The 20,178-nt window shown below is 43.1% G+C and carries 21 protein-coding genes; 14 read left to right on the top strand and 7 right to left on the bottom strand.

All coding sequences use genetic code 11. From position 1 onward, the window contains the following. Nucleotides 1–2: 2 nt before the first annotated feature. The 3 genes from JJQ94_RS18955 to JJQ94_RS18945 form a co-directional block, all read right to left on the bottom strand. Nucleotides 3–608 (bottom strand): hypothetical protein, encoded by a 606-nt coding sequence (locus JJQ94_RS18955; protein WP_099031824.1) that lies wholly within the window; start codon nucleotides 606–608, stop codon nucleotides 3–5. Then, a complete protein-coding gene (locus tag JJQ94_RS18950; protein ID WP_099031823.1) occupies nucleotides 601–1,158 on the bottom strand; it encodes an RNA polymerase sigma factor in 558 nt (185 codons plus the stop codon). The genes JJQ94_RS18955 and JJQ94_RS18950 overlap by 8 nt, the downstream gene beginning before the upstream one ends. Before the next feature lie 106 nt (nucleotides 1,159–1,264). After that, nucleotides 1,265–1,900, bottom strand: a complete 636-nt coding sequence (locus JJQ94_RS18945) for an energy transducer TonB (RefSeq protein ID WP_099031822.1) — start codon at nucleotides 1,898–1,900, stop codon at nucleotides 1,265–1,267. Nucleotides 1,901–2,068: 168 nt separating this feature from the next. Between JJQ94_RS18945 and JJQ94_RS18940 the strand changes: the two genes are divergently transcribed. Further along, complete coding sequence (locus JJQ94_RS18940; RefSeq protein ID WP_099031821.1) at nucleotides 2,069–2,575, top strand: DUF3087 domain-containing protein; 507 nt, start codon at nucleotides 2,069–2,071, stop codon at nucleotides 2,573–2,575. Nucleotides 2,576–2,685: 110 nt separating this feature from the next. After that, nucleotides 2,686–4,500, top strand: coding sequence for a DUF3413 domain-containing protein (locus JJQ94_RS18935; RefSeq protein ID WP_236596520.1), 1,815 nt, complete (start codon nucleotides 2,686–2,688; stop codon nucleotides 4,498–4,500). Between the two features lie 66 nt (nucleotides 4,501–4,566). Here JJQ94_RS18935 and JJQ94_RS18930 read toward each other — a convergent pair whose 3' ends face one another. Genes JJQ94_RS18930 through JJQ94_RS18920 form a run of 3 tightly spaced genes read right to left on the bottom strand, consistent with a single transcriptional unit; the run spans nucleotide 4,567 to nucleotide 7,770 of the window. Further along, a complete protein-coding gene (locus JJQ94_RS18930) occupies nucleotides 4,567–6,132 on the bottom strand; it encodes a sensor domain-containing diguanylate cyclase (RefSeq protein ID WP_099031819.1) in 1,566 nt (521 codons plus the stop codon). Further along, the gene (locus tag JJQ94_RS18925; RefSeq protein ID WP_099031818.1) at nucleotides 6,125–6,547 is read right to left on the bottom strand and encodes a hypothetical protein; all 423 of its coding nucleotides are present in this window, start codon (nucleotides 6,545–6,547) and stop codon (nucleotides 6,125–6,127) included. Before JJQ94_RS18925 ends, JJQ94_RS18930 begins: the two co-directional genes overlap by 8 nt. Beyond that, entirely contained in the window at nucleotides 6,547–7,770 is a 1,224-nt protein-coding gene (locus JJQ94_RS18920; RefSeq protein WP_099031817.1) for a hypothetical protein, read from the bottom strand. Before JJQ94_RS18920 ends, JJQ94_RS18925 begins: the two co-directional genes overlap by 1 nt. Before the next feature lie 160 nt (nucleotides 7,771–7,930). Between JJQ94_RS18920 and JJQ94_RS18915 the strand changes: the two genes are divergently transcribed. The 6 genes from JJQ94_RS18915 to csrA all read left to right on the top strand — a co-directional run bounded on the left by JJQ94_RS18915 (nucleotide 7,931) and on the right by csrA (nucleotide 14,199). Beyond that, complete coding sequence (locus JJQ94_RS18915) at nucleotides 7,931–8,557, top strand: GTP cyclohydrolase II (RefSeq protein WP_010606207.1); 627 nt, start codon at nucleotides 7,931–7,933, stop codon at nucleotides 8,555–8,557. 241 nt (nucleotides 8,558–8,798) lie between these two features. Beyond that, nucleotides 8,799–9,596: a BPSS1780 family membrane protein gene (locus tag JJQ94_RS18910; RefSeq protein WP_099031816.1), complete on the top strand. Its 798-nt coding sequence runs from the start codon at nucleotides 8,799–8,801 to the stop codon at nucleotides 9,594–9,596. Next, nucleotides 9,596–10,084, top strand: a complete 489-nt coding sequence (locus JJQ94_RS18905; protein ID WP_010375943.1) for a regulatory protein RecX — start codon at nucleotides 9,596–9,598, stop codon at nucleotides 10,082–10,084. The genes JJQ94_RS18910 and JJQ94_RS18905 overlap by 1 nt, the downstream gene beginning before the upstream one ends. Nucleotides 10,085–10,088: 4 nt before the next feature. After that, on the top strand, nucleotides 10,089–12,692 hold the full coding sequence (alaS, locus tag JJQ94_RS18900) for an alanine--tRNA ligase (RefSeq protein ID WP_099031828.1): 2,604 nt from the start codon (nucleotides 10,089–10,091) through the stop codon (nucleotides 12,690–12,692). A 7-nt stretch (nucleotides 12,693–12,699) separates the two neighbouring features. Next, nucleotides 12,700–13,923 (top strand): aspartate kinase, encoded by a 1,224-nt coding sequence (locus JJQ94_RS18895; protein WP_099031815.1) that lies wholly within the window; start codon nucleotides 12,700–12,702, stop codon nucleotides 13,921–13,923. A 90-nt stretch (nucleotides 13,924–14,013) separates the two neighbouring features. Further along, the gene (gene csrA / locus JJQ94_RS18890) at nucleotides 14,014–14,199 is read left to right on the top strand and encodes a carbon storage regulator CsrA (RefSeq protein WP_010375935.1); all 186 of its coding nucleotides are present in this window, start codon (nucleotides 14,014–14,016) and stop codon (nucleotides 14,197–14,199) included. Nucleotides 14,200–14,274: 75 nt separating this feature from the next. Here csrA and JJQ94_RS18885 read toward each other — a convergent pair whose 3' ends face one another. Continuing rightward, nucleotides 14,275–14,787 (bottom strand): YcxB family protein, encoded by a 513-nt coding sequence (locus tag JJQ94_RS18885; protein ID WP_236596519.1) that lies wholly within the window; start codon nucleotides 14,785–14,787, stop codon nucleotides 14,275–14,277. A gap of 440 nt (nucleotides 14,788–15,227) precedes the next feature. Between JJQ94_RS18885 and JJQ94_RS18880 the strand changes: the two genes are divergently transcribed. The 6 genes from JJQ94_RS18880 to JJQ94_RS18855 all read left to right on the top strand — a co-directional run bounded on the left by JJQ94_RS18880 (nucleotide 15,228) and on the right by JJQ94_RS18855 (nucleotide 20,118). Beyond that, a complete protein-coding gene (locus JJQ94_RS18880) occupies nucleotides 15,228–15,476 on the top strand; it encodes an OadG family protein (RefSeq protein ID WP_010606212.1) in 249 nt (82 codons plus the stop codon). 12 nt (nucleotides 15,477–15,488) lie between these two features. Then, entirely contained in the window at nucleotides 15,489–17,270 is a 1,782-nt protein-coding gene (oadA, locus tag JJQ94_RS18875; RefSeq protein WP_099031813.1) for a sodium-extruding oxaloacetate decarboxylase subunit alpha, read from the top strand. A gap of 10 nt (nucleotides 17,271–17,280) precedes the next feature. Next, complete coding sequence (locus JJQ94_RS18870; RefSeq protein ID WP_045989904.1) at nucleotides 17,281–18,411, top strand: sodium ion-translocating decarboxylase subunit beta; 1,131 nt, start codon at nucleotides 17,281–17,283, stop codon at nucleotides 18,409–18,411. 237 nt (nucleotides 18,412–18,648) lie between these two features. Continuing rightward, nucleotides 18,649–18,825: a hypothetical protein gene (locus tag JJQ94_RS18865; protein WP_172439986.1), complete on the top strand. Its 177-nt coding sequence runs from the start codon at nucleotides 18,649–18,651 to the stop codon at nucleotides 18,823–18,825. A 243-nt stretch (nucleotides 18,826–19,068) separates the two neighbouring features. Further along, entirely contained in the window at nucleotides 19,069–19,791 is a 723-nt protein-coding gene (gene bla / locus JJQ94_RS18860; RefSeq protein ID WP_099031812.1) for a subclass B1 metallo-beta-lactamase, read from the top strand. Nucleotides 19,792–19,800: 9 nt separating this feature from the next. Next, entirely contained in the window at nucleotides 19,801–20,118 is a 318-nt protein-coding gene (locus JJQ94_RS18855) for a hypothetical protein (protein ID WP_099031811.1), read from the top strand. Nucleotides 20,119–20,178 lie beyond the last annotated feature (60 nt).

Here is a 20,178-nt window from a genome sequence, read left to right as displayed (position 1 = left end):
AGTTAGGGGCAAGCCAAAACTTGGTTTTGCCCCGTACTTTCAATAGCAATAATTTGTCCGTTGTTGGCGGTCGACAGTGCTAGCATAACTGGCGTATTAAAATTGATAACACTAGTTTTTGGCTGTGGCATCACGCTAAGTAGGCTTTGTTTTAACTCTATGAGAGTATGGGTATTACACTCTTCAATTAACCAAGCATCATCGTTAATCGCAACGAGTCGACCGTAACGCTGTTTTTGAACTTGTTGTTTCGCAGCCTCAAATCTAGCGTCCAGCACTTTTTTCTGTTCACCTATACGGGCAAGATACTGGCCTTGCTGTAGCTCATGCGTTTCGATGTGTTGAAAATCTCCATAACTGACTAAATGAGCACTTGAGTTATATTCTTTATCAATATCAACATGTTGATTTTGATACCATAAGGTGAAAAGTAAAGCGAGTGAGCAAGTAACCGCGCTCCACTGCCAAGTTTCTATACGACCCAAAAAATGATGGGCAAAGCTAACTAGTCGCACCTTGATGCGAGCAGCCAAAGTTAACGGTTTGTTCTGCTTGTTAGCTTGGTAAGCCGCTTTTAACTTGGCGTCAAATTTGTCTAAATTACTCATGATTTTCACCCACTTGAGACTTTAGTGTCTCTTTTGCGTATCTAATTCGAGTTTTTACAGTCTCTTGTGTGGCCCCTACAATTTGCGCTATTTCAGCTAAGCTGAACCCCTCTAACTGTAAGCTTAGCGCCTCTTTTTGTAATAAAGGAAGTGCAGCAATTTGCTGGTATAGCCACTGTTTCTCCGAGGTTTTTGTAAACTCATTGGAGTTGGTCATACCTACTTTACTATCTGTCAACTCAGAGAGTTTACCTGACGCCCTGATTGAATCGATTAGCAGGTTACGTGCAATGTGAAACAAGTAAGCTTTGGGGTGACCCTGCTGTCGGTAAAAGCTTTTCTTTTCGATGACTTTTAGCCATGTTTTTTGACATATATCTTCTGCCGACGCCGCCTGTGTTTGTGTTTTTAGAAAGTGAAATAAATCACTTTGATAGCGCTCAATGACTTGCTCTAGGTGTTTTACTTTACCCGTTGTCGCATATTCATAAAGCGGATCTTCTACGTTGCTGGTGGCGCGAGCACGCCACATTTTCAAGCTACTCAGCATAGGCAATCCTAAGTCTCAAGGGTCAACAGACCCTAATATCAATAAGCTAAATTAAGAAGTTTACTTCGTGACTCAGCGACTCAAATTGATTACATATCAATGGCTGTTACTGTTCTAATGTAAACTCTAATACAACGCGCTGAGCGTATTGCGGCTGCGGCTTTCCATCAACAATAAGTGGTCTATATTTCCATTTTCTTAGTGCTCTGACAGCAGCCTGATCAAATACTCTTTTAGGTTCCGCATTCGTCACTTTAACATTAATCACTTCGCCTTGTGGAGAAATGGCAAATTCCATTTCTACCCAGCCTTCCACTCCATCTCTAGCAGCCGCGGGCGGATAGTTAGGGTTGCTTCTAACAAGCGGAGTCGCTTGCCCATCGCTGGAGAATTGCAGCGTCATTGTGTTAGTAAACTTACCTAAATCTAAGTTAGGTGTCTCGCTACTAATTTGTAGATTATCTCCTGTATCAACGATATTTTCAGTAGGTCTAGTCGGGGCCGTTATTGGTTTTGGTGGTTCTGGCATTACCCTTTTTTCTTCGACTGGAGAGTCCTCTCTATCCGTTGCAATAGTAAGATCAAATACTTCTATGTCGACAATGGGGCGAGTGAGTTCTTGAGAAACCAAGTTTTGCATAAAGCCAAAGGTGGCAAAAGTAACAATAACTGCGCCAACAAGCGATAGTGCGAGTTTTGGAATTGCTGAATTAGGCTGTTGAAGAGTGGCTAATGTCGTCATGATTTTATCCCCGTTATGTTGTTTTCGTAAATAGAACGTTTGGGTAACTGAAACGGGGTGAAAGTTTTTAGATTTTTTTGATATGTATCTTGGTTTGGCCACAGGCCTTGGATTACAATGCACGAGAAGCTGAGTACATTATTTAATTTTTCGTGATCATAGGTTGTTATGAAGTTAGTTGAGATCAACAAGGCGCGTTATCGCAAACATTTAAATCAAGTTATTATTGCTTGCGTTGTGGCGCTAACCATCGGTAGTTTAGGGATTGCTCAGTTATTGATCCAATTATTTCCTGATGTAGATGGTAGCCATTTTCATTGGAATTTAACCGGTGTAGTAGTGACCTGCATCGTCATTGGGCTCGTGCTCAAAAAGCATAAAGCGCATCCCTTTATGACCGAAGTAAGTTATGTGTGGGACTTAAAACAATCATTGAACAAAATCACCCGTAAAATGGCGAAGTTAAAACAGGCTGCGCAGCAGGGGGATGTGGACGCGATGACGGCGATTCAGTATAGCTATGCGGGATCTCGTCAGCTATGGCAATTGGATGACAATACCATAACGATGGATGATTTGGCGATGTGGCAAGCAGAGCTGGATTCACTGGCTAGCAAGTATCAAGTTGAAATAAAAGCAGAAAACTATAAAGAAACGATATTGAAACAGTACTAACAAAGCGGCTTGTTTCGGCGTTAAACTTTTTCACAATTTTTAATGTGACACTAATATGTCAGAACGGTAATATAACAGTCAAATTTTCTATTAAAGGAACAATTTGAACTGTGCTATTGCGTCATCGATTTCACCAGTTCGGCTGGTTGGTTCTTATCAATTCTCTTTGCTCAATCTTGATTACCATAAACGTTGTAAATACCAACCCAGCCGATTATCAAGGACTGACATTATTTTACGTTTCCGTATCAACGTGGAGCCATATGGCTTTACTCACAGCGTTAGTGAGTATTGTCGCTATGCCTTTAGTATGGTTACAGTCAAATAAAGTGAGATCCGTATGCTTTGCTTTATTTTATGCATTGTTTTTCGTAGCACTTATTGCAAATAGCTTGTGCTTTGAGCTATACAAGTTTCATATTAACGGTGTTATTGTCGATATGCTGCTTGCAGGCCAAGTTATTGAGTTCTCGCCAATTGCGTGGGCTCAAGCGATAGCCATTTTTGTTATGATATTTGTTTTCCAGTTTTACCTGTCAACGTGGTTAAGTAAGCCCCGAGCCGTAATGCAGCTGCGCTTTGGTCGAAAGTTTACCAGCGTAACCATTATTGCGCTGTTGGCGAGCAATACTATTCATGCTTGGGCAAGTGCGACGGTATATCAACCGATCACAGGTTTCAGTAAGTACTTACCCCTCTACAAACCCGCAACAGCAAACTCCTTTTTGCGTAGATATGATTTGCTAGATGAAGCTGCATTGGCGCAGCAGAAATCCATGTCTTTAACACAAGGACAATTTAACTATCCTTTACAACCTATTGAAGTAGAGCCAGTTAAGAAGCCTCTTGATATTGTTTTTGTGGTACTGGATTCATGGCGGTATGATGCCTTTACAGCACAAGTTACTCCCAATATTTGGCGATTCTCGCAACAGGGAGTGGTCTTTAATCAACACTTCTCTACTGGAAATTCTACACGTACAGGGATAACCGGGTTATTTTATGGCTTGCCTGGCACTGCTTGGCAGGACATTTACAACAATCGTATTACACCGTTATTGATGGACAGAATGCGGGAGTTGGACTACCAATTTGGAATATTTTCTTCTGCTCAGCTTGTTCGCCCTGAGTTCAATGAAACAGTCTTTGCCAACATTATAGGCTTGAAAACACATACTGAAGGTGATGACGTTTTAGCTAGGGATGAGCAGATCACCAAAAACTGGGCTAAATGGTATGCTAATAAAGATCCAAACCAGCCGTCTTTCAGTTTTCTCTTTTATGATGCAATCCATGGCTACGCAGTTCCTGAGGGTTACCATGCCGGGTTTGAGCCAATGCACGGTCCCATTAACCATATGTTATTGGACAACGATTATGATAGAGAACCAATTTTAAATCGTTATCTTACCAGTACACATTTTGTAGATAGTCTTGCTGCATCGGTATTAGCGCAGCTTGATATAGAAAATACACTGGTGATTATCACGTCAGATCATGGTGAAGAGCTTAATGACAACAAGCTTAATTACTGGGGACATAATAGTAATTTTACTGAGCCGCAGATAAAGGTGCCATTTATTGTTGTTGGACCAAAAAGTGAAAAGTGGCAGCATTGGCAAGCCTCAAATGTGGTAACCAGTCACTTAGATCTGGCTCCGACGTTGATGAATGAGTACTTAGGGGTTAAAAACACGCCTGAAGATTATAGTACTGGTTATAACTTAACCGGACCAGTTAAAGAGAGAAATTGGCTGTTACTCAGTAGCTACAACAAATATGCGATTGTGAGTAAGCAGCAAATTGTAGAAGTCTCGCCCATGGGAACTTATGAGACGCTCGATGAAACTAACAAGCCATCTGAGCAAAAGCCAAACTTTGAATATATTCAAGAGGCAATGCAGCAGATCAGCCACTTTCAGTAGATAAAAGAGGATTAGGTGTGCTGGTGGACTGTCGTGCATAGGTACACACTAACTCGAGAGATATAACTAAGCGCTTAAAGAGTAAAATTGAAAGGCGTTTTTCTTGTCTTTTTTAACCGTGTACATGGCGACATCGGCACATTCGATTAATTGGCTTAGCTCAACCGCGTCTCTTGGGTAGCTTGCAATACCTATGCTCGCGCCAACTCGCAGTGGAAGTGATTTCCCTTCTGGCGTTTGCCAAATCATCTCGGTGTTTATCGACTCTAGCAGGTTTTCAGCGATGCGCTGCAACTTTTCATTTTTGGCACAGTGCAAGGCAATTAAAAACTCATCACCTCCCCAACGACAAACCACATCTTGCTCTCTAACCTGAGTACTAATTTGAGTGGCGATATGTTTTAACATAGCGTCACCGGCGTTATGGCCATAAATATCATTGATTGGTTTAAATTCATCTAAATCAATAATAAATAAGCTAAACGGAGTTTCGTTATCTAACCACTCGTTGACCTTGATCTCAGTACCATGGCGATTGTAGAGGCCTGTTAGCTTATCGCGGTTAGCCTTTTTATTGAGTTCTTGAAACACGGTTTTTCTCAGCGTGATATCTGATAAAAACACCTGTAAATAGAATTGTCCGCTACTTTCTACTCTCAGCATGATGACACTTAGCCAAACAGGTTGTTCGGTCATAGGGTTAATAAACTCAAACTCTGATTGAGTTGGCTGGTTAAGCTCCAAGGTATGCTCCGTAAAGGTGTAGAGAATATCGGGAGTTTTGCAGTAGCGACCAAAACTCTCGGGAAAATATTCATCAAGGTCAATTGCCATGCCTGCCAGCAAATCACAAGCGGCATCATTAGCTAAGATCACTTCACCTTTGTCTTTTACCAGTAGGGTGGGAGAAGATGAGCGCTCAAACATGAGTCTAAAGCGCTTCTCAAGGATTTCGATATCAGCTCTAAGTTGGCGCTCTTGCTCGAACATGTAAGCGGTTTTAGCGATAAGTTGATTGGTATTGCTCGCAATATCACCGATTTCACTTGATTCATGTCCCTTAGGCACGACTAAATCCAAAGGAGATCCAGGAATAACCCTAGCAATTTGACTACTTAAGTTACTCAGGGGCTTTGTCACTATGAAATGCGTAACAACAGTGAAGATGACTAGGATTGGAATGATGACAACCAACAAAGTTTGAACGCTTGAACGAGCGATATCTCTAGCACTTTGCTCGATAAAAACGGAATTTGGTTGAATATAGATCTCACCAACGATTTCACTCAATAAAAACGGATGATTAAGTTTAATAATGGTGGCATTTTGCGACTTAAATCCTACGCTTTGAGCGAGCCACTTTTCTTCACTTTTGATTGCGGCAGAAGAGATAACGTCGTTACTGACGAGGCCATTAATGACTTCCACAGCAAGGTCTTTGTCATTGAGATAAGTCGCAATAGAGGAAGAAGACGAAACGGTTTGGCCAATTTGCCCGATAATAGTATTAGAGCGCCGAAGTTCACGCTCAAAAATATGATCGTGATATAACTTAGCGTAAAGCATTGAAAAAATAAAAGTCGAGACAACAAGCACGAGTGCAAGTCGCACGATCAGCCCATATTTAGTCATCGATTTGATAAATTACCTTTACATCACCTGTCACAAAGTCTGCCGGGACATAGCCGATTGCATTTGGCGTATTTCTAATATTTTCAAGTATAGTCGATGGTGAGGAAAATGACTGTGGTGGAGAAACTTTACCACTGAATTTTATTCTCGACCAATAGGCGTTGATTTGGCTTTCATTGCGTCCAGTCAGTGCCAGAAAAAAAGGGCCTCTTAAAGGGTGCGATTTTTCGTAGTCATAAGTCACGGCCATATCGCCGTTAGGAAAGGCAACATATTTTCCCATGTACATGTCGATGAGTTGGCGCTGTGATATCGACTCGATGGGATTTTCTTTGTTAACGATGACGGCAATATCGGCGGTTGCTGAAATAGGGTAAGAAATCAGGAAGAAAACACTAATAAGTAACCTATTCATCAGAACACCCAATTAAAGCTAAGCGTCAAGGTGTTAAACGAAAGGTCTGGGTCACTAAATTGCTCTATATTGTGAAGGTAGAAAGCACTGGGTAGGTGATTTGTAGAAGTACGTTTCCAGTTAAGCTTCAATGCGAGTGTTGGGCTGAGTTCGCGCCGCCATGTTAAGGAGGTGCTGCGCTGATCCAGTTGATAAAAACCTGAGTATGTTGAGGCTTCTTCATAGAGATATAATAATTCTGGTGATGGAGTCAACGGACCGGATTCAATCACTGTCTCATTATCTGATTCAGCGACAGAATAGGTAAAAGAGACTGTGCTTAAGCCAAATCGCTTGCCTAGGGTAACATAACCCGCCTTGAGATGGTTGAGGATGTTAGAGGTTGAGTCTGTTAACGATATTTCACTTTGTATTAGCCAGTCTGAGTCATCGTATCTCATGCTGAGCGCACTGTAGGTGAAGCGCTCGTCAATAATGTATAAAGAATCAATTAGTTCGTTTTTGGTCGGCCAAATTTGCAATGGAACTTGTGCTAAAGCATCGCGTAACAACCTTTGCTGTTCATGCTCATTGGCGGATTTGGTCGTTGTGTAGTTAGCTCTAAACAGCCAGTTTAACGTTTCGTATTGAGCCACTACACCAACTATAGACTTGAGCTCTACATTCCAATAAAAGTCGATATCGCTATAGATTGGTGCTTCGGATCGTCCCCAATAAGCTTTGATACTTGCGATACCTTGTTCTAGAGGCACGCGATACTGAAGGTCTACGCCATCCAAGTTCTGATGAGGAATAATAGAATAAAACTCGACAGGAGGGTGTTCCATATCCATCGAATAACCGATATCTCGATACTCGGTCATTAGGAATAAGTCTAAACCAGTACGACCCGCACGGAATTGCCAGTTTGAATTTAAATTATAGCGTAAAAAAGCAAGCTTTATTGCATTGTTAATTTGGTTATCATGCTGCTCTTTCAAAAGTAGCTGCCCCACGAGCTCTAGATTATCACTTGCATGCCACTCGGCTTGTAATCCTAGGGAAGAAAATGAAAAGTCGAGTTCATCTTTGGTCACACCATTTGGCTGTGAGATGGACTCTCTGATTTTAGCTGTACGGGAGTCTGTTTTAACCGCTTTAAGCGTAGCAAAGCCGCTGAAATCGATGTCAGAGCCGTAGCTGAATGTAGTTAAAAACAGTAAACAAATAAAAACCAAGCGCATGAGGTATATACGTTTTCGTTTTCCTTTTTATATAGCCTAGTCCGAATTTTGACATTTACCAATGCGATGTCCGCCTTGCCCTTGTATAATGAACTTAGAGACACCATATCCCATTTATGGTAGCATATTGTTATATTATCACATTAGGCATGATTAAGACGTGGCAGAAGTAAGAGCGAGAGTCGGGCTGAATGTAGGGCAGCATAGTAATATCCCTGCAGAAATAGTTTCTTTTTCAGGGCTAAAAGATGGCCAAGAACATGTTGCGCTGGTATTTAATAGCGCAGACAGTCAGCAGCAAATTCCCCTAATTCGTATGCACTCTGAGTGCTTAACCGGCGATGTCTTTCATTCTTCTCGTTGTGATTGTGGCGAACAGTTAAATGAATGTATCGAGGCGATGCATAAGCAAGGCGGCATTTTGTTATATTTGCGCCAAGAAGGTCGTGGCATTGGCCTGTACAATAAAATCGATGCTTATGTATTGCAATCGCAAGGGATGAACACCTACGAGGCAAACAACCACCTCGGCTTTGAAGATGACTTAAGAGATTTCTCTGATGCTGTGTTGATGCTTCAAGCGCTCGGATTAAACCACGTTAAGTTAATGACGAACAACCCAAGAAAGCTAAAGGCGTTGAGAAATGCAGGTATTACCGTCGATGAGGTAGTTGGCACTCAGGCGCATGTTAAGGCTGGGGTTTCTGGTAATGAACAGTATCTAAAAACGAAGATCCAACACGGTGCCCACATGCTGGATATCAAAAAGATATCAAAAGCTGATTAGTCGAAGCGTACATACTTATCATAACAAGCCGACTAGATAAGTGCTTCGGTTGGCTTGTCATATCAAACATTCTATTCTCATTCCAATCCCTTCAAACTTAAGATGTCCAAGTAGGTTACGTCTACCGCCAGTATTTGTTTAAAATATGCTAAAAAGCGCTGACAAATCCGCCTTTCATGCCTTTTCACTCGACGCGGTAATCAGTATAATCAAAGACGTTATAGCTTAAATTAAGTGGACTATGTCGACACCAATTAGAACATTCAAAGCAAGCATGGGCGTGCAGTGGCTAAAAGCCGGGTGGGCAATTTTCAAAACCCAGCCTTTGACTTTCATGCTGATGTACATTTTCATGGCGGTAGTAAGCTTATTACCCCTGTTCGCACCTATTTTTCATATTATCGCTGCCTTGTCTGGTCCTTTCTTAAGCGCTGGTTTCTACCTTGCAGTTATCAATAAACAGATCAATAAACCGATAAAGTTGGCTGACATTTTTGAGCCTTTTGCAGCAAAAGGTCGCCGATTACACTTGTTCCGAGTTGGTATTTATCAAATGGCAGGTGCACTGTTGCTGACTATGGTTGCCGGTGTGCTATTTAGTGATGTGGCGACTGCGCTCGAGAGTGTTGGCCCAAACACCGAACCGAATGAACTTATCGGGCTTATTGCGAGCAATATTAGTTTTGCCGAAGTCGCTCTATTTGTGATTGCACAATCGGTCATTATGATGGCCTTTGCTTTTGTTGTGCCACAGGTCTTTTTCCAAGGTGAAAAACGCATTTTTCACGCGATGAAGTGCTCGCTTGCCGCTTTTTATCATAATATGGCTGCGCTGAGTATATACGGCTTAGTCGTCGCAGCGCTTATCGTCGCGTCTATACCGCTGTCGATGATCCCGGCGATTATTATCATGCCGGTCGCCATGATTGGCTTTTTTGTTTCTTTTCAGGCGATGTTTATGCCAATTATCGTTGAAAAGAAGGAAAATGATGAAAATGCTAACATCTCTCAGTCTGACTCAGGACGCTTTGACGCCTGATGGATGAACAAGAAGTTAAAAAGCTAAAAAACTATGCGGTTTGGTTATTGTCGAGACAAGAGTACTCTGAGTCAGGATTGACGCAAAAGCTACTGCAAAAAGGGGCTACAGCGGCAGTCGCAGAGCAATTAGTGTCCTGGCTTAAGTCGCTCGATTACGTTAATGACGACCGCTATGCAGAGAGCTTTTTAAACCGCCAGATTGCAAAAGGACTTGGAGAAAAGCGTGTATTAATGGATGCAGGGCAAAAGGGTGTGAGCCGAGAGACATTGCATACACTAATCGCTGAGCGTGAAATTGATTGGTACATGCAAGCCGCAAAAACCTATGAAAAAAAGTACGGTCTTTGCGCACAACCGATAGAATATAAAGAAAAAACTAAGCGCGTACGTTACATGAGTTATCGTGGCTTTAGTTTTGATGAAATAGATTTTGCAATTGAAGCTGCAATGACTGCAGCAGAGCAAGAAGAAATAAAGGGTGAATGATCACATGCAGCATATGACTACCGCAAAAATCAGGCAAAGCTTCTTAGATTTCTTTGCTAAACAACAGCACCAAGTGGTGCCTTCAAGCTCGTTAATTCCGGGTAATGATGCCACCTTACTGTTCACCAACGCTGGTATGGTGCAGTTTAAAGATGCCTTCTTGGGTGCGGAAAAACGCCCTTATACGCGAGCAACCAGTTCACAGCGTTGTGTTCGTGCTGGTGGTAAACATAATGACCTTGAAAACGTAGGTTATACCGCAAGGCACCATACTTTCTTCGAAATGCTAGGTAACTTTAGCTTCGGTGACTATTTTAAAACTGACGCAATTAAATTTGCTTGGGGCTTCCTTACGGATGTGATCAAGCTGCCAAAAGAAAAGCTACTAGTCACGGTTTACCATGAAGACGACGAAGCATTTGATATCTGGTCAAAACAAGTTGGTGTTCCTGAAGACAGGATCATCCGTATTGCGACGGCGGATAACTTTTGGTCAATGGGCGACACAGGTCCTTGTGGTCCTTGCTCTGAAATCTTTTATGACCACGGCGAGCACATTTGGGGTGGACCTCCGGGCTCACCAGAAGAAGACGGTGATCGCTTCATTGAGATCTGGAACTTAGTATTCATGCAGTACAACCGTCATGCAGACGGCACAATGGAACCGCTGCCAATGCAGTCGGTTGATACTGGCATGGGTCTTGAACGTATCTCCGCAATTATGCAAGGTGTGCACTCAAACTATGAGATTGACCTGTTCCAAGCGCTGATTAAAGCAGCTGCAAAAGTAACAGATGCTCAAGATTTAGAGGATAAATCACTACGTGTGGTTGCTGACCACATTCGTTCGTGTGCGTTCCTTATTGCTGACGGCGTTATGCCATCGAATGAAGGTCGTGGTTACGTGCTACGTCGTATCATTCGTCGTGCAGTGCGTCACGGTAATAAACTCGGTGCAAAAGGGGCATTTTTCTATAAGTTAGTTGCTGCACTCGCTGAGCAAATGGGTGAAGCTTACCCTGAACTGGTTAAGCAACAAGCAATTATCGAAAAAGTATTGCGTATTGAAGAGGATCAGTTTGGTAAAACCCTAGACCGTGGTTTAACTATTCTAGAAGAAAGTCTAGCTGGCATTGAAGGTGACGTTATTCCAGGCGATTTGGTGTTCAAGCTTTATGACACTTACGGTTTCCCTGCGGACTTAACAGCGGATGTGGCGCGTGAGCGTTTTATGACGATCGACGAGCGCGGCTTCCAAGCATGCATGGAAGAGCAGCGTAAAAAAGCGCAAGCGGCTGGCAAGTTTGGTGCAGATTACAATGAGCGCTTGAAGTCTGATAAAAGCACTGACTTTAAAGGCTATGACGCTGAGCACTATACCGGCACTGTGGTTGAAATCTTTAAAGAAGGTCAACACACCAATACTTTAGAAGATGGTGAACAAGGCGTAGTTATCCTTGACCGTACGCCTTTCTACGCTGAGTCAGGCGGCCAAGTTGGTGATACGGGTGTGTTAAAAGTGGCTAACGGCGAGTTTGTGGTTACTGACACGCAAAAGCTAGGTAATGCATTTGCACACCATGGCCATGTGGTTGGCCGCATTGGTGTTAATGATAAAGCCGATGCGCGTATTGATGCTGAGCGTCGCGAGCGAGTGAAGAAAAACCATACTGCAACGCACTTAGTACACAAAGCACTGCGCGATTTGTTGGGTGATCATGTTACTCAAAAAGGTTCATTGGTACTGCCAGATCGTTTGCGTTTTGACTTCTCGCATTTTGAAGGCGTCACTAAAGCACAGCTGCAGCAAGTAGAAGATGCAGTGAACGCAGAGATCCGCCGTAACTTTGCTTTGCAAACCGAGTTGATGGATATCGATGCTGCCAAAGACAAAGGTGCGATGGCGCTCTTTGGTGAAAAATACGATGATGAAGTTCGAGTCGTTTCAATCGGTGGATACTCAATTGAGCTTTGTGGTGGCACACACGTGAAACGCGCAGGTGATATTGGTCTATTCAAGATTGTATCAGAAGGCGGTATCGCAGCTGGTGTTCGTCGTATCGAAGCGGTAACAGGTGCGGATGCCATCGCTTATGTTAATGAGCAAGAGCAAGTGCTTTCTGAAATAGCGGCTTTGGTTAAGGGTGATACCTCATCAGTGCTAGAAAAAGTATCTGCGCTACTTGAAAAGTCAAAGGGCCTTGAAAAGCAAGTTGCTCAACTAAATGACAAACTAGCAAGTGCTGCGGGTGCAACGCTACTTGACTCTGTAACCGAAGTGAATGGGATTAAATTACTCGTTGCAAACGTTGCAGGAACTGAGTCTAAAGCACTGCGTGGCATGGTCGATGATCTGAAGAACAAGATAGGCTCAGGTGTCATTGCGCTAGGTGTAGCAAATGGCGATAAAGTAAGCCTAATCGCTGGCGTAACGAAAGACTTAGTCGGTCAGGTAAAAGCAGGTGAGCTAGTTAATCACATGGCTTCTCAAGTCGGTGGTAAAGGCGGCGGTCGTCCTGATATGGCGCAAGCTGGTGGTTCACAACCAGAAAACCTAGACGCAGCACTAAACAGTGTTCCAACTTGGTTAAATGAAGTAACGCAGTAATCAGCAAGTGGCGCTGATTGTACAAAAGTTTGGTGGCACCTCGGTAGGTTCAGTAGAGCGTATTGAGGCGGTTGCCGAACACGTTATCAAAACACAACAACAAGGCCACCAAGTGGTGGTCGTGTTGTCTGCAATGTCAGGCGAGACGAACCGTCTTATTTCCCTTGCCCAACAAATTGATGCACGTCCAAGTTCTCGTGAGCTAGATGTGTTGATCACCACAGGCGAACAAGTTTCTATCGCGTTATTGGCGATGGCCATCATTAAGCGTGGGCATTCTGCCGTGAGCTTGCTTGCTGATCAGGTTGGTATTAAAACCGATAACATGTTCTCTAAAGCGCGGATCACAGAAATAGACACGACCCGCTTAAAGCAAGAGCTTGAGCATAATCGGATAACCATTATTGCCGGATTTCAAGGGCGTGATGGGGAAGGTAACATCACCACGCTGGGGCGCGGTGGTACAGATACCTCAGCAGTTGAAATCGCCGGGGCTTTGCAAGCAGACGAATGTCAGATATATACTGATGTCGACGGTGTTTACACTACCGATCCGCGAATAGAACCAAATGCAAGGCGTCTATCACATATTACTTTTCCTGAGATGTTGGAGCTGGCAAGTGTTGGCGCTAAAGTCTTGCAGATCCGTTCGGTTGAAGCGGCTGGTCGATATAATGTACCGCTGCGTGTACTTTCTTCGTTTTCTCCTGATAACGGCACCTTAATTAGCTATGAGGAAGGTAAGATGAAAAACACTAAAGTGGTCTCTGGGGTAGCGAGTGTTAAAGACGAAGCGCTTATCTTAGTTAGGAATGTAGATGCAAAACCTAGTAATCTTGCCAATATACTTTCTCTTCTTGGTGAGCATAATATTGAAGTCGATATGATTAACCATTTGAACCACAGTGAGAAAAAAATAGACTATGCTTTTACTGTGCACACAAATGATTGTATTCTGGCGGAAGAAGTTTTAGCGCAACATGCACAAAATTTAGGTGGCGCAACGGTAGAGGTTAATGCTAACGTGGCAAAAATCTCAGCGGTTGGCATCGGGATGAAATCTCATTCAGGTGTTGCTGGTCTCTTTTTTATGGCATTGGCCGAAGAAAATATTCACACTCTATTAGTATCTACATCAGAGATAAAAATCTCGGCACTAGTAGAAGAAAAATATTTAGAGCTAGCTGTACGGGCTTTACATGCCAAATTCGAATTGGAAAGTACTGAGTAAAAGAAGTTTTTGCTTACTTTTCTAGGAACTTTTATTTAAAATGGATTTGACGCGGAATCTTTTAAATTTTGGAATAACAGGAGCAAGAGAATGCTAATACTAACTCGCCGAGTAGGTGAAACCCTGATGATTGGTGATGAAGTGACTGTAACAGTACTAGGTGTTAAAGGTAACCAAGTACGTATTGGTGTAAATGCGCCTAAAGATGTTTCAGTTCACCGTGAAGAAATTTACATGCGAATTCAGGCTGAGAAATCTAGCCCGGGCAATATGTAATTGACCAAATACTGAATTACGATGTTAGTTAACACGGTTTAACTGGCATAAAAAACCCCGCCACTGCGGGGTTTCTTATTTCTGGCTTTGATCAGACAAAAAAGCAATCGCTTCTTCGTTAAGTCCAGATTTGCTGATATAGCTCGGTTTGTTTTGGTGAAACACCAAAAAACCTCTGTTCGTTTCAACGAGTTTATCTAAGTCGTCAAACGGGTAAGAAAATTCGGCATGTGTCGCTTTGGTGCTAATACCCGCTTTAGAGATTGAAACCTCGACGATATTGCCGGCAGCGCGAGAATACGACTGTCTTATCACCCACCAAGCTTTGCGGTAGTAGAAAGCAACGCATTCAACCACAGCCAATAGAATAAGAAAGTTCCCGACGTAGTGCTCCTGCAAACCGTAAATAGCAAACAGCCCTAGTGCAATTAGCAGTACAAGCAAGCCATATTTTGGTTTAACAGCAAGCCCATTGGCTTCAGATTCTTCAAAACACTCTCGATAATAGGCTTTATCTAACTTAAATTGGCTTTGAAAAGATAAATTTTCATTTTGTTCAAGGGAGGGCATAGACGTTCGTTGTGGCAAAAATTTCCCCTTATTATACCCATCTATATTGAAAAAGCTGTAACGCGAATAAATTGTTTGCAGCTCCCTTTTACTATATCCAGCGAAATACGTGTCACACAGGGTGGCGTTTACGTAAACGTCAATCTGTGGTCAGTCCAATTTACAATTTATCTTGCGTAATCAAAAATCCATTCTATATTCATTAAAATCTCAGTATTAGTTGGCGCTATTTTGAATATTTTTCATATTTATTACGTTAATTTTCCATATTTATTAGTGCTTTCCTAGCTAACTTACTGATTGTTTGTAAGTTAAGTGTTTTGGTAATACCAATTTACAACAGGCTTTACAGGGGAACATTTTTTGTTATAAGGTGAATAAATATCTACAAAAAGTGAAGGTTTATACCAGTTCGTTAACATCGAATAGGAAAACCAAACAGCAAGTAAGGGGTAAAAATGGATATTGGAGCGCAGCTATTGCAAGCAGGAAATCTCATGCTGACCGGTATGGTTGGTGTTTTTGTTTTTCTGTCCATTTTGATTTTTGCGATGCGACTGTTGGCCAACTTTGCTGCTCAATTTAAAGAAGTGGAGCCGAGTACCACAAGATCAAAAACAACCAGAGCAACATCGTCACAGGGTGTGCCGCAGGCACATATTGCAGCCATTAGCGCTGCCGTTGCAGCCTACAGAAAAAACAATTAATAGGGGTTTTGCATGTCACAGTTAAAGCTAACCGAATTAGTGCTGCGCGATGCGCATCAGTCATTACTCGCCACCAGAATGCGTCTGGAAGATATGCTTCCTATCGCCGAGAAGCTCGATAATATGGGTTATTGGTCTGTTGAATCATGGGGGGGAGCAACCTTCGACTCATGTATTCGCTATTTAGGCGAAGATCCATGGGAGCGGATCCGTGCACTGAAAGCTGCGATGCCGAAAACCAAACAGCAAATGCTACTACGTGGCCAGAATTTATTGGGCTATCGTCATTATGCTGATGATGTTGTCGAAAAGTTTGTTGAACGTGCCCACCATAACGGGGTAGATGTATTTAGAATATTCGATGCAATGAACGACGTGCGCAACTTAGAAACGGCTATTAAAGCGGCCATCAAAGTAGGCGCGCATGCGCAGGGGACGATTTCGTATACCGTAAGCCCAGTTCATACGCTGGAAATGTGGCTCACGCAAGCAAAGCAGCTTGAAGACTTAGGCTGTCATTCCATTTGTATCAAGGACATGGCTGGGTTACTGAAACCCTATGATGCTGAAAAATTAATCTCTGGGCTTAAAGCGTCCGTCTCTATTCCTATCGCAATGCAGTGCCATGCAACCACAGGGCTCAGCACAGCAACTTATCAAAAAGCCATAGATGCGGGTATCGATATGCTCGATACGGCGATTTCTTCGATGAGTATGACCTATGGTCATAGTGCAACAGAAACTATCGCGGCGATTGTGGAAGGCACAGAACGCGATACTGGGCTTGACTTACTTGAGCTTGAAGAGGTAGCTGCCTATTTCCGTGAAGTGAGAAAGAAATACGCAGCTTTTGAGGGCAGCTTAAAAGGAGTCGATGGTCGTATTCTATCTGCACAAGTGCCAGGTGGTATGTTAACAAACATGGAAAACCAACTGCGAGAGCAAGGTGCAGGTGACAAGCTTGACGCAGTACTAAAAGAAATTCCAAGTGTTCGTAAAGAGCTTGGCTACTTGCCGCTCGTAACGCCAACCTCACAGATAGTCGGGACGCAAGCGGTACTAAACGTACTTACCGGTGAGCGTTACAAGTCTATAACCAAAGAAACGGCTGGCGTGCTGAAAGGTGAATATGGAGCGACACCGGCACAAGTTGACCAAGCATTGCAACAACGTGTACTTGAGGGCGCAGAGCCTATTACCTGCCGTCCTGCCGACTTAATTGAACCTGAGCTGGATAGTTTACAAAGCGAGCTAGTCGCGACGGCAAAAGATGATCAAATTATATTGGCAAATGATGTCATTGATGATGTGCTTACCTATGCGTTATTCCCCCAGATTGGCCTCAAGTTCCTGAAAAATCGCAATAACCCAGATGCGTTTGAGCCAAAACCGACTCTCGTTGAAAGCAAAGAACAAAAATCCGCAGCAGCTCCAGCAAAAGTAAGTTCATCGGCACCTGAGCGTTATAGTGTAAAAGTTGATGGCAAAGTATACGATGTGGTGGTTGCGCCAGGTGGTGAGTTACAAGAAGTACAAGTCAAAGACAGTGAGCTTATTCCGCAATCAACCTCTGTGAGCTCCAGTGAAACTTTGAATGCACCACTTGCCGGCAACATCTTTAAGCTTATGGTGCGCGCGGGAGATGAAGTGCAAGAAGGCGATGTGGTGCTCATTATGGAAGCCATGAAAATGGAAACCGAGGTGCGTGCAACACACAGTGGCCAAGTTGCGGAGCTTCTCGTCTCTGAGGGCGACTCCGTCAGTGCTGGCGATGCCATCATGTCTTTAGCATAAGGATGCCGTGATGGAAGGGTTACTTAATTTATGGCAAGCAACAGGGCTTGCCAACTTCACCGTACCTGCACTTTGCATGATGGCAGTGGGCTGCGGACTTTTGTATCTTGCGATCGCCAAAGGCTTTGAGCCGTTGCTATTGGTGCCGATTGGCTTTGGTGCCATACTCACGAATATTCCTGTTGCTGGACTTGCCGATCCAGGTGGGCTCTTATACTACGTGTATTACATTGGTATAGACAGCGGAGTATTCCCCTTGCTGATCTTTATGGGGGTGGGCGCGATGACGGACTTTAGTGCCTTGATAGCCAACCCCAAGATGCTGTTGCTTGGTGCCGCTGCTCAGTTTGGGATCTTTGCCACTTTGTTTGGGGCTATTTTGCTGAACTATATTCCGGGCTTTGAATTTACCCTGCAAGACGCTTCAGCAATCGCCATTATTGGCGGTGCAGATGGACCAACTGCGATATTCCTCGCGTCTAAGCTTGCACCAGAGTTACTAGGGGCAATTGCGGTGGCAGCCTATTCGTATATGGCGTTAGTGCCAATTATTCAACCACCAATCATGAAAGCACTTACGACGCAAGAAGAGCGTCAGATTGCGATGCCGCAGCTGCGCCATGTATCAAAAACCGAGAAAATCCTCTTTCCTCTGGCGGTACTGGGCCTAACGATACTGTTTTTACCTGCAGCAACACCTTTGGTTGGTATGTTCTGCTTGGGTAACTTGATGAAAGAGTGTGGTGTAGTAGACCGCTTGAGTAAAACGGCGCAAAACGAGTTGATTAATATCACCACTATTTTCCTCGGACTGGCGGTGGGTTCAAAGCTGGCCGCTGATCAATTCTTAACGGTTGAGACGTTGGGGATTCTAGCGTTAGGCGCTGTGGCTTTTGGAATTGGTACTGCGGCCGGAGTGTTAATGGCTAAAACCATGAATAAGTTTAGCGACACACCAATTAATCCATTGGTTGGCGCGGCTGGCGTGTCTGCTGTACCAATGGCTGCTCGTGTGGTTAATAAGGTAGGCCTTGAAAGTAACCCCCACAATTTCTTGCTGATGCATGCGATGGGCCCTAATGTTGCTGGTGTATTGGGCAGTGCGGTTGCTGCTGGTATTTTACTCGCACTTGTAGGTTAATTTACACTTCTCCAACCACTTGCGTGGCGGTTTTTAGATTGCCGCGCACTTTTTTAGATTTTGAGATGCTGATTAAATTTAGAGAATAACGGAAATGTTATTTAAAATTAGTTTAGAGTGAAGCGCTCCTTAGTGTAGTGAAATTTAAAAAAGATTTTTTGTTTCTATTTTGGTTGCTATTTTGATTTTTTTATGTAGAGTGTTACTTGATTATAACAATGAAGATAAGGAAGTAACATGAAGCTAACTATTAAAAAAACTAAGTTAAAAAGTTTGCTAGGTAAAGAAATCACGGCATCTCAAACCAATGATGTTGCTGGTGCAAGGGGTACAGATACATTAACTGGTCTAATGGCATGTAATCCACCTCCAACAGGTAAGCATTACTGTATCTCTCCAAAAGATATGGTTTAAGAGCTGCTGCTCATCTGAACTCATTCAGATTACAATTCTATTACGCCTGATGTGAAACTATGTTAGGCGTATATAGCACTAATGACCAAACTATAGAAAACATAAAAATTCATCCACTCGCATTTTGTTCACATCAAAAAGTCGATTTCTGTTATTTAGCAGTTTGACGTTTCATTTCGCTGGACTTTATATTCTTAAACTTGATAGTCTTTCGTCACTTTTAATTAACACGAACAGCTTCAGATGAAGTTTTTAGCACCTTTCTTATTCTTGTTACCCAGTGTGGCAGTTGCAACGGAAGCATCGACTTTAGTGGTAACGCCTATTGCAGAGCATGTTTATAAACATGAATCTTCGCTGCACGTTGAACCTTGGGGGTTAGTGGCAGGCTCTGGGCTGGTTGTGGTCGACGGTCATGATGCGTACATTGTTGATACACCTTGGACCGAGCAAGACACAGAAGCGCTGCTATTATGGACTGAGGACCGCAAGCTCAATGTTAAAGGGGTGGTGGTCACGCATTACCATCAAGATGCAAGCGGTGGTCTAGCGGTATTAAATAAACATCAGATCCCAACCTATGCATCAGCCCAAACTAATCATTTATTAACCCAAAAACACAGCGCAATCGCGTTACATAATCTGCTGCAAGCCTCATCAGCGATTAAGTCAGGTGTCGTTGAAACCTATTACCCAGGTGCAGGGCACTCGAAAGACAATATTGTCGTGTGGTTGCCACAATCTAAAATTTTATTCGCAGGATGCTTTGTGAAAAGTGTGGCAAGTAAAAATTTGGGTAACTTGGAGGACGCCTCGGTTGACGAGTGGCAAGCGTCTATACACAAGGTATTGAGCCGTTATTCAGACGCAAACATAGTTGTACCAGGGCATGGTAAAGAAGGAGATTTATCTTTGCTGTACCATACCATTGAGTTAATCAAAATCGAGCAATCAAAAGGTAAATAAAGGACTGACATGAAATTTATTCCATTTCGTAATTTACGCTGTCCGGGTTTAGAAACTGCGTTATGGTATTGTCGCTTGTTGTTTTTAACGGGCGTAGCCTTGATAGTGCTCGGGGTGATCAAAGAGGGTATTGCAATCTATCATTGGCTAGTCGCCATGATAGAAAATGGCGACGCGCCAATAAAAGCAGCCTATATTTATGACTTAGATTTGCTTTCACACCCAAATTTTCATTTGATCATTGTTGGAGTTGTAAAAATTTACTTCTCCTGTGGACTCGCGATTAAATTGAAAACGATGTCCCATGAGCAGGCGCAACAAAATTAACGAATACCACGTAAAGGAGTCTCATAGAGGAATCTCTTTGGCTCTTTTACGTGGCAGAGT

The sequence above is a fragment of the Pseudoalteromonas sp. GCY genome (assembly GCF_016695175.1).
Taxonomy (GTDB): Bacteria; Pseudomonadota; Gammaproteobacteria; order Enterobacterales; family Alteromonadaceae; genus Pseudoalteromonas.
This window is presented reverse-complemented; position numbering and strand designations above follow the sequence as displayed.